12 protein-coding genes are annotated in these 14824 nt (G+C 70.5%); 6 read left to right on the top strand and 6 right to left on the bottom strand.

The window, feature by feature from the left end; genetic code table 11:
• Window positions 1-42: 42 nt before the first annotated feature.
• A complete protein-coding gene (locus ACQHII_RS30815) occupies window positions 43-1101 on the bottom strand; it encodes an esterase-like activity of phytase family protein (RefSeq protein WP_427922335.1) in 1059 nt (352 codons plus the stop codon).
• 46 nt (window positions 1102-1147) lie between these two features.
• Complete coding sequence (locus tag ACQHII_RS30810; protein WP_427922334.1) at window positions 1148-1993, bottom strand: serine hydrolase; 846 nt, start codon at window positions 1991-1993, stop codon at window positions 1148-1150.
• 145 nt (window positions 1994-2138) lie between these two features.
• On the opposite strand from ACQHII_RS30810, the gene ACQHII_RS30805 reads away from it, so the two are divergent.
• The 3 genes from ACQHII_RS30805 (at window position 2139) to ACQHII_RS30795 (ending at window position 6489) form a co-directional block, all read left to right on the top strand.
• Complete coding sequence (locus ACQHII_RS30805) at window positions 2139-4439, top strand: ArnT family glycosyltransferase (RefSeq protein ID WP_427922333.1); 2301 nt, start codon at window positions 2139-2141, stop codon at window positions 4437-4439.
• A 234-nt stretch (window positions 4440-4673) separates the two neighbouring features.
• The gene (locus ACQHII_RS30800) at window positions 4674-5465 is read left to right on the top strand and encodes an endonuclease I family protein (RefSeq protein WP_427922332.1); all 792 of its coding nucleotides are present in this window, start codon (window positions 4674-4676) and stop codon (window positions 5463-5465) included.
• A 121-nt stretch (window positions 5466-5586) separates the two neighbouring features.
• Window positions 5587-6489 (top strand): carbon-nitrogen hydrolase family protein, encoded by a 903-nt coding sequence (locus ACQHII_RS30795; protein WP_427922331.1) that lies wholly within the window; start codon window positions 5587-5589, stop codon window positions 6487-6489.
• On the opposite strand, the gene ACQHII_RS30790 is transcribed toward ACQHII_RS30795, so the two are convergent.
• Window positions 6432-7085, bottom strand: coding sequence for an O-methyltransferase (locus ACQHII_RS30790; RefSeq protein WP_427922330.1), 654 nt, complete (start codon window positions 7083-7085; stop codon window positions 6432-6434). The two genes, ACQHII_RS30795 and ACQHII_RS30790, sit on opposite strands and share 58 nt — an antisense overlap.
• Before the next feature lie 182 nt (window positions 7086-7267).
• On the opposite strand from ACQHII_RS30790, the gene ACQHII_RS30785 reads away from it, so the two are divergent.
• The gene (locus ACQHII_RS30785; RefSeq protein WP_427922329.1) at window positions 7268-8050 is read left to right on the top strand and encodes a VOC family protein; all 783 of its coding nucleotides are present in this window, start codon (window positions 7268-7270) and stop codon (window positions 8048-8050) included.
• 55 nt (window positions 8051-8105) lie between these two features.
• On the opposite strand, the gene ACQHII_RS30780 is transcribed toward ACQHII_RS30785, so the two are convergent.
• The 3 genes from ACQHII_RS30780 to ACQHII_RS30770 all read right to left on the bottom strand — a co-directional run bounded on the left by ACQHII_RS30780 (window position 8106) and on the right by ACQHII_RS30770 (window position 12288).
• Window positions 8106-9791 carry a thiamine pyrophosphate-binding protein gene (locus ACQHII_RS30780; protein WP_427922328.1) on the bottom strand — a complete coding sequence of 562 codons (1686 nt, stop codon included), beginning with the start codon at window positions 9789-9791 and terminating at the stop codon, window positions 8106-8108.
• A complete protein-coding gene (gene speB / locus ACQHII_RS30775) occupies window positions 9788-10756 on the bottom strand; it encodes an agmatinase (protein WP_427922327.1) in 969 nt (322 codons plus the stop codon). Before speB ends, ACQHII_RS30780 begins: the two co-directional genes overlap by 4 nt.
• Window positions 10757-10818: 62 nt before the next feature.
• Entirely contained in the window at window positions 10819-12288 is a 1470-nt protein-coding gene (locus tag ACQHII_RS30770) for a sodium:solute symporter (protein ID WP_427922326.1), read from the bottom strand.
• Between the two features lie 126 nt (window positions 12289-12414).
• Between ACQHII_RS30770 and ACQHII_RS30765 the strand changes: the two genes are divergently transcribed.
• Both ACQHII_RS30765 and ACQHII_RS30760 read left to right on the top strand, forming a co-directional pair.
• A complete protein-coding gene (locus ACQHII_RS30765) occupies window positions 12415-13935 on the top strand; it encodes a PucR family transcriptional regulator ligand-binding domain-containing protein (RefSeq protein WP_427922325.1) in 1521 nt (506 codons plus the stop codon).
• Between the two features lie 91 nt (window positions 13936-14026).
• Window positions 14027-14815, top strand: coding sequence for a phosphatase (locus tag ACQHII_RS30760; protein WP_427922324.1), 789 nt, complete (start codon window positions 14027-14029; stop codon window positions 14813-14815).
• Window positions 14816-14824: the final 9 nt, after the last annotated feature.

The following is a 14824-nucleotide window of genomic DNA, read 5'->3' as shown; positions in this document are numbered from 1 at the left end:
GCGGATTTCATCCCTCCGCAACAAAAGGGCGGGGTCGGAGGGTCAGACGCGTACGCGGAGGTAGTAGAAGCGGGTCGTCTGTACGGCGTTCTGGTTGTCGTCGCTGACCAGCAGGACCTTGTAGCCGCCCTTGTCCCGTCCCGTGATCACCATGCCCTCGATGTTGTCGAGGAGCGGGTTGGGCTGGGGCTGCTTCGCCGTCGCGCCCAGCGACGGGCAGTCGGCGATGTCGGCGAGGAGGGTCTTCTTGATCAGGCGGACGCCGGGCCGGCCGGTGAGGTAGTCGATGCCGCTGGTGTCCGTCGCGTGGCGCGGGTCGGCAAGGTAGAGGCGGACGGTGTTGCCGACGCCGCTGGTGAAGCCGCGCTCCAGGACGAGGAGGCGGCCGTCGGGGAGGGCCTGCACCTCGGGGACGCCGAGGAAGGCCGCGTCGGTCTTGTACGCGTACTGCGCGGCGAGCCTGAAGTGGTCGCGCTTGGTCCGGGTCCAGGTCTGGAAGCGGACGGCGCCGGAGGTGTCACCGGCGATCGGGTACTCCATCGACGCGAGGAGCGTACGGCCGCCGGGCAGCAGGGTCAGGCCCTCGAAGGTCTGGTTGGAGACGGCCCGGCCGGCCGGGGCGACCAGCAGCGAGGACGGGATCGGGAGGCGGTCGAGGATCTTGCCGTCGGTGGAGTAGCGGCGGATGGACGGCTCGGTCTCGGAGGTGATGAGGCGGGTGCCGTCCCGGTCGACGACCAGGCCCTCGGAGTCGAGCGCGGCGCCGTTCTCGTCGGCGAGCGGGACGACCCGCTCGGGCTGGAGGGTCTTCGCGTCCAGGTCGAACAGGGAGGAGCGGTCCTCCAGCGCGGCGAGCGAGCCGTCCTTGTCCACCGCGAGCGCGGAGAAGTTGCCGACGAAGGTGCCGTCGTACGTCGTCTTGTCGAGCGCGTCGGAGAAGCGGTCGATCGAGACGGACGACGAACAGGCGTTGGCGGTAAAGGAGTTGGTGCTGGAGTTGGTGCTGGAGCTGCTGACGGCGCTCGCGGGCCCGGCGGCGGTGAGGCAGGTGGCCGCCGCCAGGCCGGCGGTCGCGGTCGCGAGTACGGTTCTCAGGCGCATGGGCGCCACCGTAGGACGGGCGGGTGACGGGCGGGAGACCCGTCGGTTAAGCCAGGTCCTTGTGAATCGCCTTTGCGACGCCCTGGATCGTGGTGATCCCGTAGCTCATCGTGCTGTTGTCCTGGGTGAGCACGGACATCATGTAGTCGTGGCCGCCGCCGTTGAAGGTGCCCAGGCTGTGCACGCGCCAGCCGTGCGTGGAGCGTTGCAGCCAGCCGTTCTTGACGTGCACGGTGACGGTCGACGGGGCTCCGTACGGCGTGCCCCAGCGCTGGCCGGCGATCACCTTGTTCATCAACTTCAGGATGTACGCACGGGAGTTGTCGCTCAGCACGGTGTTCTTGGCGGTGACCAGCTTGAGCAGCTTCTGCTCGTCGGTCACGGTCTCCTGGGTCAGACCCCAGTAGTTGTTCGCGCCCGGCTTGGTCTGCGTCATGCCGGCGGCGGCGAGGAAGCCCTTGATCTTCGTCAGGCCCAGCTGCTTCCACAGGGTGGAGGTCGCGGTGTTGTCCGACTTGGTGATCATGGCCGTGGCGAGGGTCGTCTCGCGCGAGGTCAGCAGCCGGTTGTGCTTCTTCGCGTCCCACAGCAGCGTGGCGAGCACGGTCACCTTGACGGTGCTGGCCGAGTCGTAGGCGGTCGTGGCCCGCAGGGTGCAAGTGGTGTTGGTCTTGCGGTCGTAGAGGCCGACGGCGACGGTTCCCTTACGGGTCGCGAGCGCGGCGGTGATGTCCTTCTTCAGCTTGTCGGCGAGGCCGGCCTTGGCGGACGTACAGCTGACCGTCGGGGTGGCGGCGGCAGCTGGAGTCGCGGCGGCCAGCACGGGTATGAGCACTCCTGCGCCCGCGCCGGCCGCCAGGACTCTGGCTCGGCGGGATATCCATTGAGTCATGCAGCACTTGACTCACAGGCAGGCGTGAAAGGTTGTACGAGTTGAGGAACGGTTGTACGACCCGTTACCCGGGCCTGTGCCAATTCACAGCCGAGTACCAGGTCGGGCACAGCACGCACCCACCCTGCCTTCGCACGATGGCCGGGTGACATCTGCCACCGATCCACACCCCCACACCGAACCCGCGTCCGCCGACTGGCCGCCGCCGGCCCCACCCGAGACGGCCCCGCCCGAGAAGGCGCCCCGCTGGTCGCTGCCCGCGCTGGTCGCGATCATGGTCCTGGCCGCGGCGCTGTACTCCTGGGGCCTGTCCGGCTCCAACATGAACACGTTCTACAGCGGTGCCATCTGGGCCGGCACGCAGAGCTGGAAGGCCTGGTTCTTCGGTTCGCTGGATCCGGGCAACTTCCTGACGGTCGACAAACCGCCGTTCGCGCTCATGGTCATGGGTCTGTCCTGCCGGATCTTCGGCTTCGGCACCTGGCAGATGATGCTGCCGCAGATCGCGGCCGGCCTCGGCACGATCTGGATCCTGCACACGAACGTGAAGCGGATCTGGGGCCACGGCGCGGCGACCGTCGCCGCGCTGGTCCTCGCCCTGACGCCGATCACCGTCGCCATCAACCGCGACAACAACCCCGACACGATCCTGGTCTTCCTCATGGTCGCGGGCGCGGCGCTCGCGTTCCGCGCCACCCGTGACGAGAAGCTGCTCCCGCTGCTCGGCGCGGCGGCCTGCTTCGGCCTCGCCTTCAACACCAAGCTGCTCGCCGGCTGGATCGCGCTCCCGGCCGTCTTCGCGCTCTACCTGTACGCGTCGAAGGCGCCCTGGGTGAAGCGGATCGTCAACCTGGGGCTGGCCGCGGTCGTTCTGGCCGTCTCCAGCTTCTGGTGGGCTATCGCCGTCTCCCTGGTCCCGGCCTCCGACCGCCCCTACATCGGCGGCTCGACGGACGGCTCCGCCTGGAACCTGATCATGGGCTACGACGGTCTCGGCCGCGTCTTCGGCGGCGAGGGCAACGGAGGCGGAGGCGGTGGCGGCGGAGGCGGCTTCTCCGGCTCCGCCGGTCTCGGCCGGATGTTCAACGACATCCTCGGCGGCCAGATCTCCTGGCTGCTGCCCTTCTCCGCGATCGCCCTGATCGGCGGCCTGGTGCTGTGCGGGCGCGCCCCTCGCACCGACCTGCGCCGGATGGGACTGGTCCTGTGGGGCGGCTGGCTGCTTCTCCACTACGTGATCTTCGCGACGGCCCAGGGCACCATGCACCCGTACTACACGACCGCGCTGGCCCCCGGCATCGCCGTGCTGGTCGGCGGCGGTGGCGTGATGCTGCTGAACGCGTTCCGCAGCGACAAGCGGTGGATCTGGGTGCTCCCCCTCGCCTTCGGCGTGACCGGAATCTGGGCGATCGTCCTGCTGCGCCGCGCCTCCGGCTGGAACACCTGGCTGTGGCCGACGATCGGCGTCCTGACGGTGGCCGGCATCGTGGGCATGCTGGTCTTCCGCTCCGGCAACCGGTCCCGGCTGCTGGCGGCCTCGCTGGCGGCGGCCGTGGTCGCCGCCCTCGCGGGCCCGACGGCGTACGCGGCGGCCGACCCGTTCGGCAGCTCCGCCGGCGGCGGCATGGGCGGTACGAATCCGACCGCCGGCCCCTCGACGGGCAGCGGCGGCTTCGGCGGCGGCGGGCCCGGCGGGGGCAACCGGAGCGGCGGCCCCGGCGGCACGAACTCCGAGGCCGGCGGCCAGATGGGCGGCGGCTTCCCCGGCGGCTCCCAGCAGGGCGGCGGCACCAACGGCGAGGCACCCGGCGGCAACCAGCAGGGCGGCGGGTTCCCGGGCGGCACGAACGGTGAGATGCCGGGCGGTGGCACCAACGGCGAGCTGCCGAGCGGCACGAACGGTGAGATGCCGAGCGGTGGCACCACCGGTGACGCGGGCACCGGCACCGGTCGCAGCGGCGGCTTCGGCGGCGGCGCTCCCGGCGGCGGTGGCGGTGGCGGCATGGGCGGCAGCGTCAGCAGCGACCTGATCTCCTACCTGGAGAAGCACCAGGACGGCGCCTACTGGCTGCTCGCGGTCTCCAACTCGCAGTCCTCGGCGCAGATCGAGCTGAGCACGCGCAAGCCCGTCATCTCCATGTGGGGCTTCACCAGCAGCGACAAGGCGATGACCGTCGCCAAGCTGAAGGAACTGGTGAAGGCGGGCAAGCTGCACTACATCCAGATCAGCAGCGGCGGGATGGGCGGCGGCATGGGCGGCGGCAACTCCGTCAGCTCCGCGGTGAACTCCTGGGTGCAGAAGTACGGCACGGCGGTGAAGGAGAGCGAGTACAGCAAGAGCACGTCGAGTTCTTCGAGTTCTTCGAGCTCCAAGTCCACCTCTTCCACCTCCTCCACCACCAACACCTCGACGGTGTACCGGCTGGACCCGTCGGACGTGAAGTAACGCCGACGCGACTGCCGTAGACAACGGCCAACGGCCCCCGACCACACGGTCGGGGGCCGTTCCCGTATGCCTCCGCACGGTCAACTCGCGTAGACACGAGGCAAATTGTCGCGTCCGGTCACCTGATCGACACGTCTCGTTTATTTACAGGACTGCATGTCCATGCCACGCTCCCGATTGCCGCCCCATTCAACCCGCGTAGATGGGACACTCTTTATGTTGTTGGTGACTCGCATGCACCGCTGGAAAACGGTGGCGCTGACCACCGCCGCGGTCCTGGTGGGCCTCGCGGCCCCGGCCCTGACGGCGACTCCGGCCTCCGCCACGACGACCGCGTACGACTCGACGTACTACAAGAACGCGGTCGGCAAGACCGGTACGAGCCTGAAGTCCTCGCTGCACACGATCATCAGCACCAACGTCACGAAGATCTCGTACTCCGCGGTCTGGAACGCACTCATGGCGACCGACCAGGACCCGAACAACAGCAACAACGTGATCCTGCTGTACAGCGGTGTCTCCCGCGCCAAGTCCCTCAACGGCGGCGACGTCGGCGACTGGAACCGCGAGCACACCTGGGCCAAGTCGCACGGCGACTTCGGCGAGGTGGTCGGCCCCGGCACGGACCTGCACCACCTGCGTCCCGCCGACGTCCAGGTCAACAGCATCCGCGGCAACCTGGACTTCGACAACGGCGGCAGCGCGGTCACCAACGGGGGCGGCAGCACGGTCGACTCCGACTCCTTCTCGCCGCGCGCGGCTGACCGGGGCGACGTGGCCCGCATGATCCTCTACATGGCCGTGCGCTACGAGGGCGACGACGGCTTCGCCGACCTGGAGCCCAACGAGAAGGTCAACAACGGCAGCAACCCCTACATGGGCAAGCTCTCCGTCCTCAAGGCCTGGAACGAGGCGGACCCGCCGAGCGCCTTCGAGGAGAACCGCAACAACGTCATCTACAACACGTACCAGCACAACCGGAACCCGTTCATCGACCACCCGGAGTGGGTCGAGGCGATCTGGTAGGCGGCGGTATCTATTGAACTCCCCCTGCTTCAGGGGGAGTTCAACCACTCCCATCGGATCGGATCCGGGACGCAGCCCGAACCCGTTGAGGGCCGCCTGGCAGAAGCCGGAACGTCCGCCCATGGGCGGGAGTCCGCCGGCACGGAGGCGCGCCGAAGTCCCCCGTGTCTACGATGGATCCGTGTCCTCTTCGTCGTCGCTTCGCATTGCGGCAGCCCAGGTAATGATCAGCGACGACGCCCGCCGGAACGGTCCGGTGGTCCGACGGCTGATGCGGGAGGCCGCCGAGGCGGGTGCCCGCCTGATCCTGTTCCCCGAGGGCTGTCTGTCGGGCTACGCCAAGGAGCAGATCCGGGACTGGGACCAGGTGGACTGGCCCGCGGTCGAGGAGGAGCTCCGTCAAGTGGCCGCGCTGGCGGCCGAGTTGCGGCTGTGGGTGGTGCTGGGCAGCGCCCACCGGCTCACCCCGCCGCACCGCCCGCACAACAGCCTGTACGTCATCGCCGACGACGGCCGGGTGGTGGACCGCTACGACAAGCGCTACTGCTCCAACACCGAGATCCTCGGCTACTACACACCCGGGTTCACACCGACCACCTTCACGGTCGACGGATACCGGTTCGGCTGTGCCATCTGCATCGAGATCAACTTCCCGGAGCTGTTCGTGGAGTACGAACGCCTCGGGGTGGACTGCGTGTTGCTGTCGGCCTACCCGGTCAACTCGGTCTTCGAGGTCAAGGCCCGGGCGCATGCCGCGATGAACAACTACTGGCTGGCGATGGCCACACCGGCCCAGACCACCGCTCTCCTCAACTCCGAACTGATCAGCCCGGACGGCACCGTCCTGGCCCGGGCCGACGCCACGACCGAGCTGATCATCGGCGAACTGGACCGCGACGCACCCGAGTTCGACATCGCCCTCAACAAGGCCCGCCCCTGGCGAGCCGACGCCCGCCAGGGCGACATCTACCGCAGCCGCCGAGTCTCCGATCCCCGGAGCGACAGTCCGGCCGGTTTCGTCTGACGGGTGTGCGGCGGCACGTGCTCGGCCCGCACCGCCACGACAAGTCCGCTCGCCCACTCCAGTCGGACGGAACGGAAGTCGTGACGTCCTTCCAGTTCGGCCAACAGGCGCTGTACGGCGGCCTTGTGGGACTCCGGCCATCCTGGCTGCGGAGACAGGTCGTCGATCAGGTACGTCCCGCCGGGGGCCACGAGTTCCAGGGCTCGTTCGAGGTGGGTGAATTTGCCGGGCCAGGTGTCCGCGAACACCAGGTCGAAGGGCTCCCCGTCGTAGCCGTCCAGCCAGTCGCCGCCGTCTCCGGTCACGAAGGTCACCCTCGTGTCGGACCCGAACTGCTCGCGGGCGACCGCCTGGACGGTGGCGTCGAGTTCGACCGTGACCAGACGAGCGGCCGGGTCCATCCCGCTCAGGAGCCAGGCCGTGCCTTCGCCCACGCCCGTGCCGAGTTCGAGGATGCGGCCCCCGGGCCGGGCAGCCGCCAGTACGGCCAGCAAGCTGCCGGTCCGCTCCTCGCACGACATGGTGAAGCCCGCCTCGCGCGCCGCAACTCGTAACGCGGGCAGGGCAGTTGGGAACGCGCTCGGTGTGTCGTCCATCCAAGGATGATGCAAGGGCCATGCTGTCCGCGCAATCCCGTGCGGATCGGGAGAGCCGGTCTCCGTAGATGCCTGAGGCGTTCGTCCGTTCGGTGGAAACCGGAGTCCCGCCGGTGCTCGTGCACGAACGACGGCGACCGGAACGGCATCGTGGCTCCCGACCCGCACTCCAGGAGGACTTCATGCTCGGCACCGACTTCATCACCGGCTCGCCCAACTGGCTCGACCTCGGCAGCCCCGACACCGACGCGGCCGCCGCGTTCTACGGCGCCGTACTCGGCTGGCAGTTCGTCTCCGCCGGGCCCGACACGGGCGGATACGGCTTCTTCCAGGTGGACGGCAGGACCGTCGCCGCCCTCGGCCCGCTCACCGAGGAAGGGGCGCGCTCCGCCTGGATGATCCACTTCAAGACCGAGGACATCGCGGCCACCGTCCAGGCCGTCACGGCCGGCGGCGGGACCGTACGGATGGAGCCCATGGACGTCATGGGCGAGGGGATGCTGGCGCAGGCCACCGACCCGCAGGGCGCGCAGTTCGCGCTCTGGCAGCCGGGCCGGACGGCGGGCCTCGACCTCACCTCGGCCCCGAACACCCTGCTCTGGGTGGAACTGCACGCCACCGACCCGGAGGCCGACATCGCCTTCTACCAGGGCCTGTTCGGCTGGCGCAGCCAGGACATGCCGGCCCCCGGCATGACGTACCGGGTGCTGAGCACCAGCGCCGGCGACCAGCAGGACGCCTCCTTCGGCGGAGTCGCCCCGCTCAACGCCGGCGAGGGCGAACAGCCGCGCTGGGTACCGTACTTCCACTCGACGGACGTCGACGCCACGATCGACTCGGCGCGTTCCAACGGCGGTTCCGTCCTGATGCCGGCGGCGGACGTACCGGAGGTCGGCCGCATCGCCTGGCTCGCGGACCCCTTCGGCGCGGCCTTCGCCCTGCTGAAGCCGGATCCGCGGATGTGACGACGGGGCGGGAGCGGCTCCGTCGAGGGGTCGGCGACGACGGCCGCCGACCCCCTCACCCCAAGTGCGTAGCCGCGAACATCCGCAGCACAGCCGGGAGTACGACCACGGAAGGCCCCGGTTCCCCCAACGCCTTGGCCAGGTCCGACTCCAGTGCCTCCGGGGTCGTACGAACCCCTCGCACCCCGAACGACTCCGCCAGCGCCACGTAGTCCGGCCGGGTCAGTTCCGTCGCCGTCGCCTCGCCGAAGGCGTCCGTCATGTACTCCCGCAGAATCCCGTAGCCACCGTCGTCGACGATGAGCCAGGTGACGTTCAGGTCGTACTGTCGCGCCGTCGCCAGCTCCGCGATCGAGTACAGCGCGCCCCCGTCCCCCGACACCGCCAGCACCGGCCGTGTCGGGTCCGCCGCCGCCGCGCCCAGTGCCGCCGGGAAGCCGTAGCCGAGGCCGCCCGCGCCCTGGGCGGAGTGGAGGTGGTTGGGGCCCTTCGCGTCGAACGCCGACCAGGCCCAGTAGGCGAGGATCGTCATGTCCCAGAAGGACGGGGAGTCGGCGGGCAGGGCCCGGCGGACCGACTCCAACACGCCCTGTTCCAGGGTCAGTTCCTGCCCGGCGATGCGTTCCCGGACCTTCTCCAGAACATCCCGTACCCGCTTCTGCGCCGTCGGGTCCGTCCGCTCCGTCACCGTCTCCGACAGCGCCTGCACCGCGTGCCACGCGTCCGCGTGGATGCCCAACGCCGGGTGGTTCGACTCCAGTTTGCCGAGGTCCGCCTCGATCTGGATGACCCGGCCGCGCGGGGCGAACGTGTGGTAGTTGGAGGACAGTTCGCCCAGCCCTGAGCCCACCACCAGCAGGACGTCCGCGTCCTCCAGGAAGTCCGTCGTGTGGCGGTCCTCCAGCCAGGACTGGAGCGAGAGCGGATGGTTCCACGGGAACGCCCCCTTGCCGCCGGGGGTCGTGACCACCGGCGCCTGGAGCTTCTCCGCCAGCTGCCGCAGCTTCTTCGACGCGTCCGCCCGTACGACTCCCCCGCCCGCGATGATCGCGGGACGCGCCGCGCGGGACAGCAGGTCCGCTGCCACGGCGGTCAGCTCGGGGCGCGGGACCAGGTCCTCCGGGGTCGCGTCCACCGCCGTCACCACGGGGAGCAGGGTCTCGGCCAGCAGGACGTCCTGCGGGATCTCCACCCACACCGGGCCGTGCGGGGCCGTCAGCGCGGACTTCCACGCCTCCGCGATCGCGGACGGGATCTGCGACTGCGTACGGACCGTGTGGACCGACTTCACCACGCCCCTGAACGAGGCGGACTGGTCCGGGAGTTCGTGCAGATAGCCGTGGCGTCCGCCGCCCAGGCCCGCCGTCGGGATCTGGCTGCTGATCGCCAGGACGGGGGCCGAGGCCGCGCGTGCCTCCTGGAGCGCGGCCAGGGATGTCAGGGCACCCGGGCCCGTGGACAGCAGCAGCGGCGCCGCCTCGCCCGTGATGCGGCCGTACGCGTCCGCCGCGAACCCTGCGTTGTTCTCCACCCGCAGGCCGATGTACCGCAGGTCGGAGCGGCGCAGCGCGTCGAACATGCCGAGCGCGTGCTGGCCGGGCAGGCCGAAGACGGTCGTCGCGCCGAGCCCGGCCAGGGTCTCCACGACCAGGTCGCCGCCGTTGCGCCCGGGAGGCGGGTTCAGCGCGGCGGTGATCTGCGCGGCCGTGGGGCGGAGCTCCAGGTCGTGGTCGTGGGTCACTTCGAACGGGCCTCGGCAATCTGACGGGACATGATGGTGATCAGGTCGTACGCGGTGTGAGAGGCGGCCACCGACGTGATCTCGGCGTGGTCGTACGCCGGTGCCACCTCGACGACGTCCGCCGACACCAGGTTGCAGGATGCCAGGCCGCGCAGGATCTCCAGAAGTTCGCGCGAGGTCAGGCCGCCGGCCTCGGGTGTGCCGGTGCCGGGCGCGTGGGCCGGGTCGAGGCAGTCGATGTCGATGGAGATGTAGAGCGGGCGGTCGCCGATGCGCTGGCGGAGCTGGTCGGCGACCTCGTCGGCGCCCCTGCGGTAGACGTCCGCCGACGTGACGATGCCGAAGCCCAGCTTCTCGTCGTCCGTGAGGTCCTGCTTGCCGTAGAGCGGACCGCGGATCCCGACGTGCGAGAGCGCCTCGGTGTCGAGGATGCCCTCCTCCACCGCCCGCCGGAACGGCGTCCCGTGCGTGTACTCGGCGCCGAAGTACGTGTCCCAGGTGTCGAGATGGGCGTCGAAGTGCAGCAGCGCCACCGGGCCGTGCTTCTTCGCGACGGACCGGAGCAGCGGCAGGGCGATGGTGTGGTCGCCGCCCAGGGTCATCAACCGGGCGCCGGTGCCCAGGAGTTGGTCCGCCGCCTCCTCGATCGTCTCGACGGCCTCGTTGATGTTGAACGGGTTCGCCGCGATGTCACCGGCGTCCGCGACCTGCGCGAGGGCGAACGGGGACGCGTCCTGCGCCGGGTTGTACGGCCGCAGCAGCCGGGACGCCTCGCGGATCGCGTTGCCGCCGAAGCGCGCGCCCGGCCGGTAGGAGACCCCGGCGTCGAACGGCACCCCGACCACGGCGACGTCCGCGCTGCCGACCTCGTCAAGACGCGGGAGCCGGGCGTAGGTCGCGGGCCCGGCGTAGCGCGGGATGCGCGAGGAGTCGACGGGGCCGCGGGGCGTCTCGTTGCTGGTCATGGGGACTGCCTTCTTTCCTACGCTTCGTCGCGTATGGGCTTCTTTGTACGTCTGCTACGACTCTACTGGTGGGCGGCGACCGGCTCGGACGCCAGTTCGGGGGCGCCGCGCCCGGCGAGCCGCTCCCGCCAGGCGGTCAGTACCGCCGCGTCGGTCGCCGGCGTCGCCAGCGAGACGGCGACGTAGGCGGCGAGGGAGGCCAACAGGCCGTAGTAGACAGGCTCGTTGGCGAGGATGCCGTAGCCCGCCATCAGGCCGACGACCGCGAGGCCGCCGACGGCGACGGAGGCGAGCGCGCCCTGTGCGGTGCCGCGCTTCCACAGCAGGCCGCCGAGGATCGGGACGAGGAGGCCGCCGACGAGGAGGTTGTAGGCCACGGTCAGGGCCTCGACGACGTTGTTGAGCGCGATCGCCGTGACGATCACCGCGACGCCCATGACGAGGATGAAGGCGCGGTTGCCCCGCACCTCGTCGTGCTGCTCCTCCTCGGCGTCCCGCCGGACGGCTCCGCGCAGCTTCGACCAGATGTCGTTGTTGGCGACCGTGGCGCAGGCGATCAGCGCGCCGGAGGACGTCGACATCACGGCGGCGAGGGCGGCGGCGAGCACCAATCCCCTTACCCCGACCGGGAGTTCGTCCTTGACGATGGTCGCGAAGGCGTCGTCCGGGCTGCCGAGGTTGGGGTAGAGGACCTTCGCCGCCGTGCCGATGACGGCGCCTGCGAGGGCGTAGACGAGACAGTAGGTGCCGGCGACCGTGCCGCCCCACTTGGCGGTCCGGTCACTGCCCGCCGTGAACACGCGCTGCCAGATGTCCTGGCCGATGAGCATCCCGAACGTGTAGATCAGGACGTACGTGAAGATCGTCTCGCCGCCGATGCCCAGCGGGTCGAAGTAGCCGGTGGGCAGCTTCGCCTTCATCTCGGAGAATCCGCCCGCCTTGACGACCGCGATGGGCAGCAGGAGCAGGAGCACGCCGATCGTCTTCACCACGAACTGCACCATGTCGGTGAGGGTGATCGACCACATGCCGCCGAGCGTCGAGTACGCGACGACGATCGAGCCGCCGAGGACGATCGCGACCGTGCGGTTCATGTCGAAGAGGACGTCGAAGATCGTGGCGTAGGCGATGGTCGAGGTGACCGCGAGCATCAGGGTGTAGGCCCACATGACCACGCCGGAGATCACTCCCGCGCGGCCCCCGTACCTGAGATCGAGCATCTCGGAGACGGTGTACACCTTCAGGCGGGCGATGCGGGCGGAGAAGAAGACCGAGAGGGCGAGCAGGCCGAGGCCGATGGTGAAGACCATCCACGCCCCCGACAACCCGTACTGGTAGCCGAGGCCCACCCCGCCGATGGTGGACGCGCCGCCGAGGACGATGGCGGCCATGGTGCCGGAGTACATGACGGGACCCAGGCGGCGGCCCGCGACCAGGAAGTCGCTCTTGGACCTGGCGCGGCGCATGCCCCACCAGCCCATGGCCAGCATGCCGGCCAGGTAGACGACGATGACGGTGTAGTCGACGGCCATGGGGGCCTCCTTCGCGCGCTCTCGGGGTCGTCCCGATGTCTCGGGGGGGGGCTTGCGTCGCGACTGACCCTAGGTGGCCGGAAAGCGGCTGCGAAGTGTACGTTTCATCCATTCGAGCACGAGGCGATGGAGGAAACGTCCACCATGCCGGACCTCACGATTCCCCCCGCACCCCCTACACCCCCTACTCCTCCGGTACCCCTCGCCGCCCTGCTGGCCCGCGAGGACCTGGGGCTGCGGCAGATCGCCGGCCCCACCGACCCCGACATCGTCATCCACTGGGCGCACACGTCGGAGATGCCGGACCCGTATCCGTATCTGCTGGGCGGCGAACTGCTGCTGACGGCGGGCGTCCACATCCCGGAGGCGGCCGGCTCCGGCACCTACTTCGCCGACTACGTCTCCCGGATCGTCGAGGCGGGCGGGGTGGCCCTCGGCTTCGGCGTCGCACCGGTCCACGACACCGTGCCGAGGGCCCTGGTCGCGGCCTGCGACCACTACGACCTGCCACTCCTGGAGGTCCCGCCCCCCACCCCCTTCTCGCGCGTGGCCCGCGCGGTCTGGCAGCTGATGGCGCAGGCCCGCCTCGCCGAACTCCGCCGCGTCACCGAGGCCCAGCAGAGCCTGGCGGCAGCGGCCTCCCGCCCCGACCCGGTCCCTTCGGTCCTACGGCAGCTCGCCCAGCGGGTCGGCGGCCGGGCGGTGCTGTACGGGCCCGACGGCACGGAGATCGCGGCGGCGGGGCGGGGAGCGGCGGCGACGGAGGTACGGGACGCGCTGGCGGGGCTGGCGCGGGTGGTGCGGCCCACCGAAGCACCCTCTTCCGCGGTGTCCCCCACCTCCGCCACCGACACCGTCCCCGGCGCCCATCTCGCGGCCTACGCCCTGGGTACCGGTCAGGGCTTCGTCCTGGGGGTCGCCGCCCCGCACCGCGACCCCGGCGACCACACCATCGCCTCCGTCGCCGCCGTACTGCTCTCCCTCCTCACCGGCGAACACCAGAGCCGCACGGGAGCGAACCGTTCCTCGGCGCTCGTACGACTGCTGCTGGGCGCCCCGCCGGAGGACGTCGCGCCGCTGCTCGGCGCGGACCGGTGGACCGTCGTGCACGCGGCGCCCGACACCCCCGTCTCCGACCCGGTCGCCGCGTCCGCGCTGGGCGCCGCCCTCGGTTCCGCGCTGATCGACCTGACGCCCGAGGTAGTACGGGTACTGGTCCCCGCCGATCGCGAGCCCGGCCCCCAGCCCGGCTGGACCCTCGGTGTCAGTGCCCCCGTAGCTCCGCAGGACTGGTCCACCGCCGACACCCAGGCGGCCCGCGCCTTGGCCCGCGCCCACGCCACCCGCACGTCCCTGGTCCAGCACAGCGCAGCGTCCCGCCCCGGCCTCGCCGAACTGCTCCCCCACGGAGAAGCCGAGGCACACGCCCGCACCCTCCTCGCCCCGCTCGCCGCGAGCCCCGCGCTCACCGAGACCCTGCGCACCTGGCTCTCGCTGCACGGGAGTTGGGACCGTACGGCGGTCGCGCTGGCCGTGCACCGCAACACCGTGCGGCAGCGGATCGCCCGGTGCGCGGCGCTGCTGGACGCGGACCTGGACGATCCGGACGTACGGATGGAGCTGTGGTTCGGCCTGCGTCAGCTGTGAGCGGTCACGCCCGAGTCACCCGCGAGTGATCCACATCCCAGCGTGCGGGACGCCGGGCACCGGCACAGCCCGCTGCTCCACAATGGGAACCATGCCGATACCCGGGACCCCAAGCCGCGCCGAGCTCGTCGATCACCTTGTGAAGACCCGTATCGCGGGCGACGTAGCCACCCCCCGCGAGAACAACCTCTCCCACTACCGCAAGCTGGCCAACGGCGACCGCCACTACTGGCTCGGTCTGGAGCTCGGCAACCGCTGGTCCGACGAGCAGGACGTGCTCGCGGTGATGGCGGAGCGGGTGGGGGTGAACGACGATCCCGAGTACCGCTACGGCCAGGACACCATTGACCCGGAGCTGACGGTCGCGGCGCTCGACCGGCTCGCCGCGCGGCTGCGCAAGGCGGCCGACGGGCAGCAGCGGGTGCTGTTCGCGACCGGTCACCCGGGCGGTCTGCTCGAAGTGCACCACTCCACGGCCGCCGCGCTGCGCACGGCCGGCTGCGAGATCGTGGTGATCCCGGAGGGACTCCAGACGGAGGAGGGGTACGTCATGCAGTTCGCGGACGTGGCCGTCCTGGAGCACGGCGCCACGCTCTGGCACACGCACTCCGGTGAGCCGATGAAGGCGATCCTCACCGCCATGGAGCGCGAGGGCCGCCCGCTGCCCGACCTGGTCGTCGCCGACCACGGCTGGGCGGGCTACGCGGGCCGGCACGGCGTCGACTCCGTCGGCTACGCGGACTGCAACGACCCGGCGCTCTTCCTCGCCGAGTCCGAGGGCACCCTCCAGGTGGCCGTCCCGCTCGACGACCATGTGGTCAGCCCCAGGTACTACGACCCGCTGACGGCGTATCTGCTGGCGGAGTCGGGGCTGTCCTGACCGCCCGGC

The sequence above is a fragment of the Streptomyces sp. cg40 genome, from assembly GCF_050320165.1.
GTDB lineage: Bacteria > Actinomycetota > Actinomycetes > Streptomycetales > Streptomycetaceae > Streptomyces > Streptomyces hokutonensis.
Note: the sequence above shows the minus strand (reverse complement) of the source record. Positions and strands in the feature narration are given on the sequence as shown.

Coding starts and splice junctions, on each gene's coding strand:
- ACQHII_RS30760 (WP_427922324.1), top strand. CDS start 14,027: ATGCCGATACCCGGGACCCCAAGCCGCGCCGAGCTCGTCGATCACCTT.
- ACQHII_RS30815 (WP_427922335.1), bottom strand. CDS start 1,101: ATGCGCCTGAGAACCGTACTCGCGACCGCGACCGCCGGCCTGGCGGCG.
- ACQHII_RS30795 (WP_427922331.1), top strand. CDS start 5,587: ATGGGCGGGAGTCCGCCGGCACGGAGGCGCGCCGAAGTCCCCCGTGTC.
- ACQHII_RS30785 (WP_427922329.1), top strand. CDS start 7,268: ATGCTCGGCACCGACTTCATCACCGGCTCGCCCAACTGGCTCGACCTC.
- ACQHII_RS30800 (WP_427922332.1), top strand. CDS start 4,674: ATGCACCGCTGGAAAACGGTGGCGCTGACCACCGCCGCGGTCCTGGTG.
- speB (WP_427922327.1), bottom strand. CDS start 10,756: ATGACCAGCAACGAGACGCCCCGCGGCCCCGTCGACTCCTCGCGCATC.
- ACQHII_RS30810 (WP_427922334.1), bottom strand. CDS start 1,993: ATGACTCAATGGATATCCCGCCGAGCCAGAGTCCTGGCGGCCGGCGCG.
- ACQHII_RS30790 (WP_427922330.1), bottom strand. CDS start 7,085: ATGGACGACACACCGAGCGCGTTCCCAACTGCCCTGCCCGCGTTACGA.
- ACQHII_RS30765 (WP_427922325.1), top strand. CDS start 12,415: ATGGAGGAAACGTCCACCATGCCGGACCTCACGATTCCCCCCGCACCC.
- ACQHII_RS30770 (WP_427922326.1), bottom strand. CDS start 12,288: ATGGCCGTCGACTACACCGTCATCGTCGTCTACCTGGCCGGCATGCTG.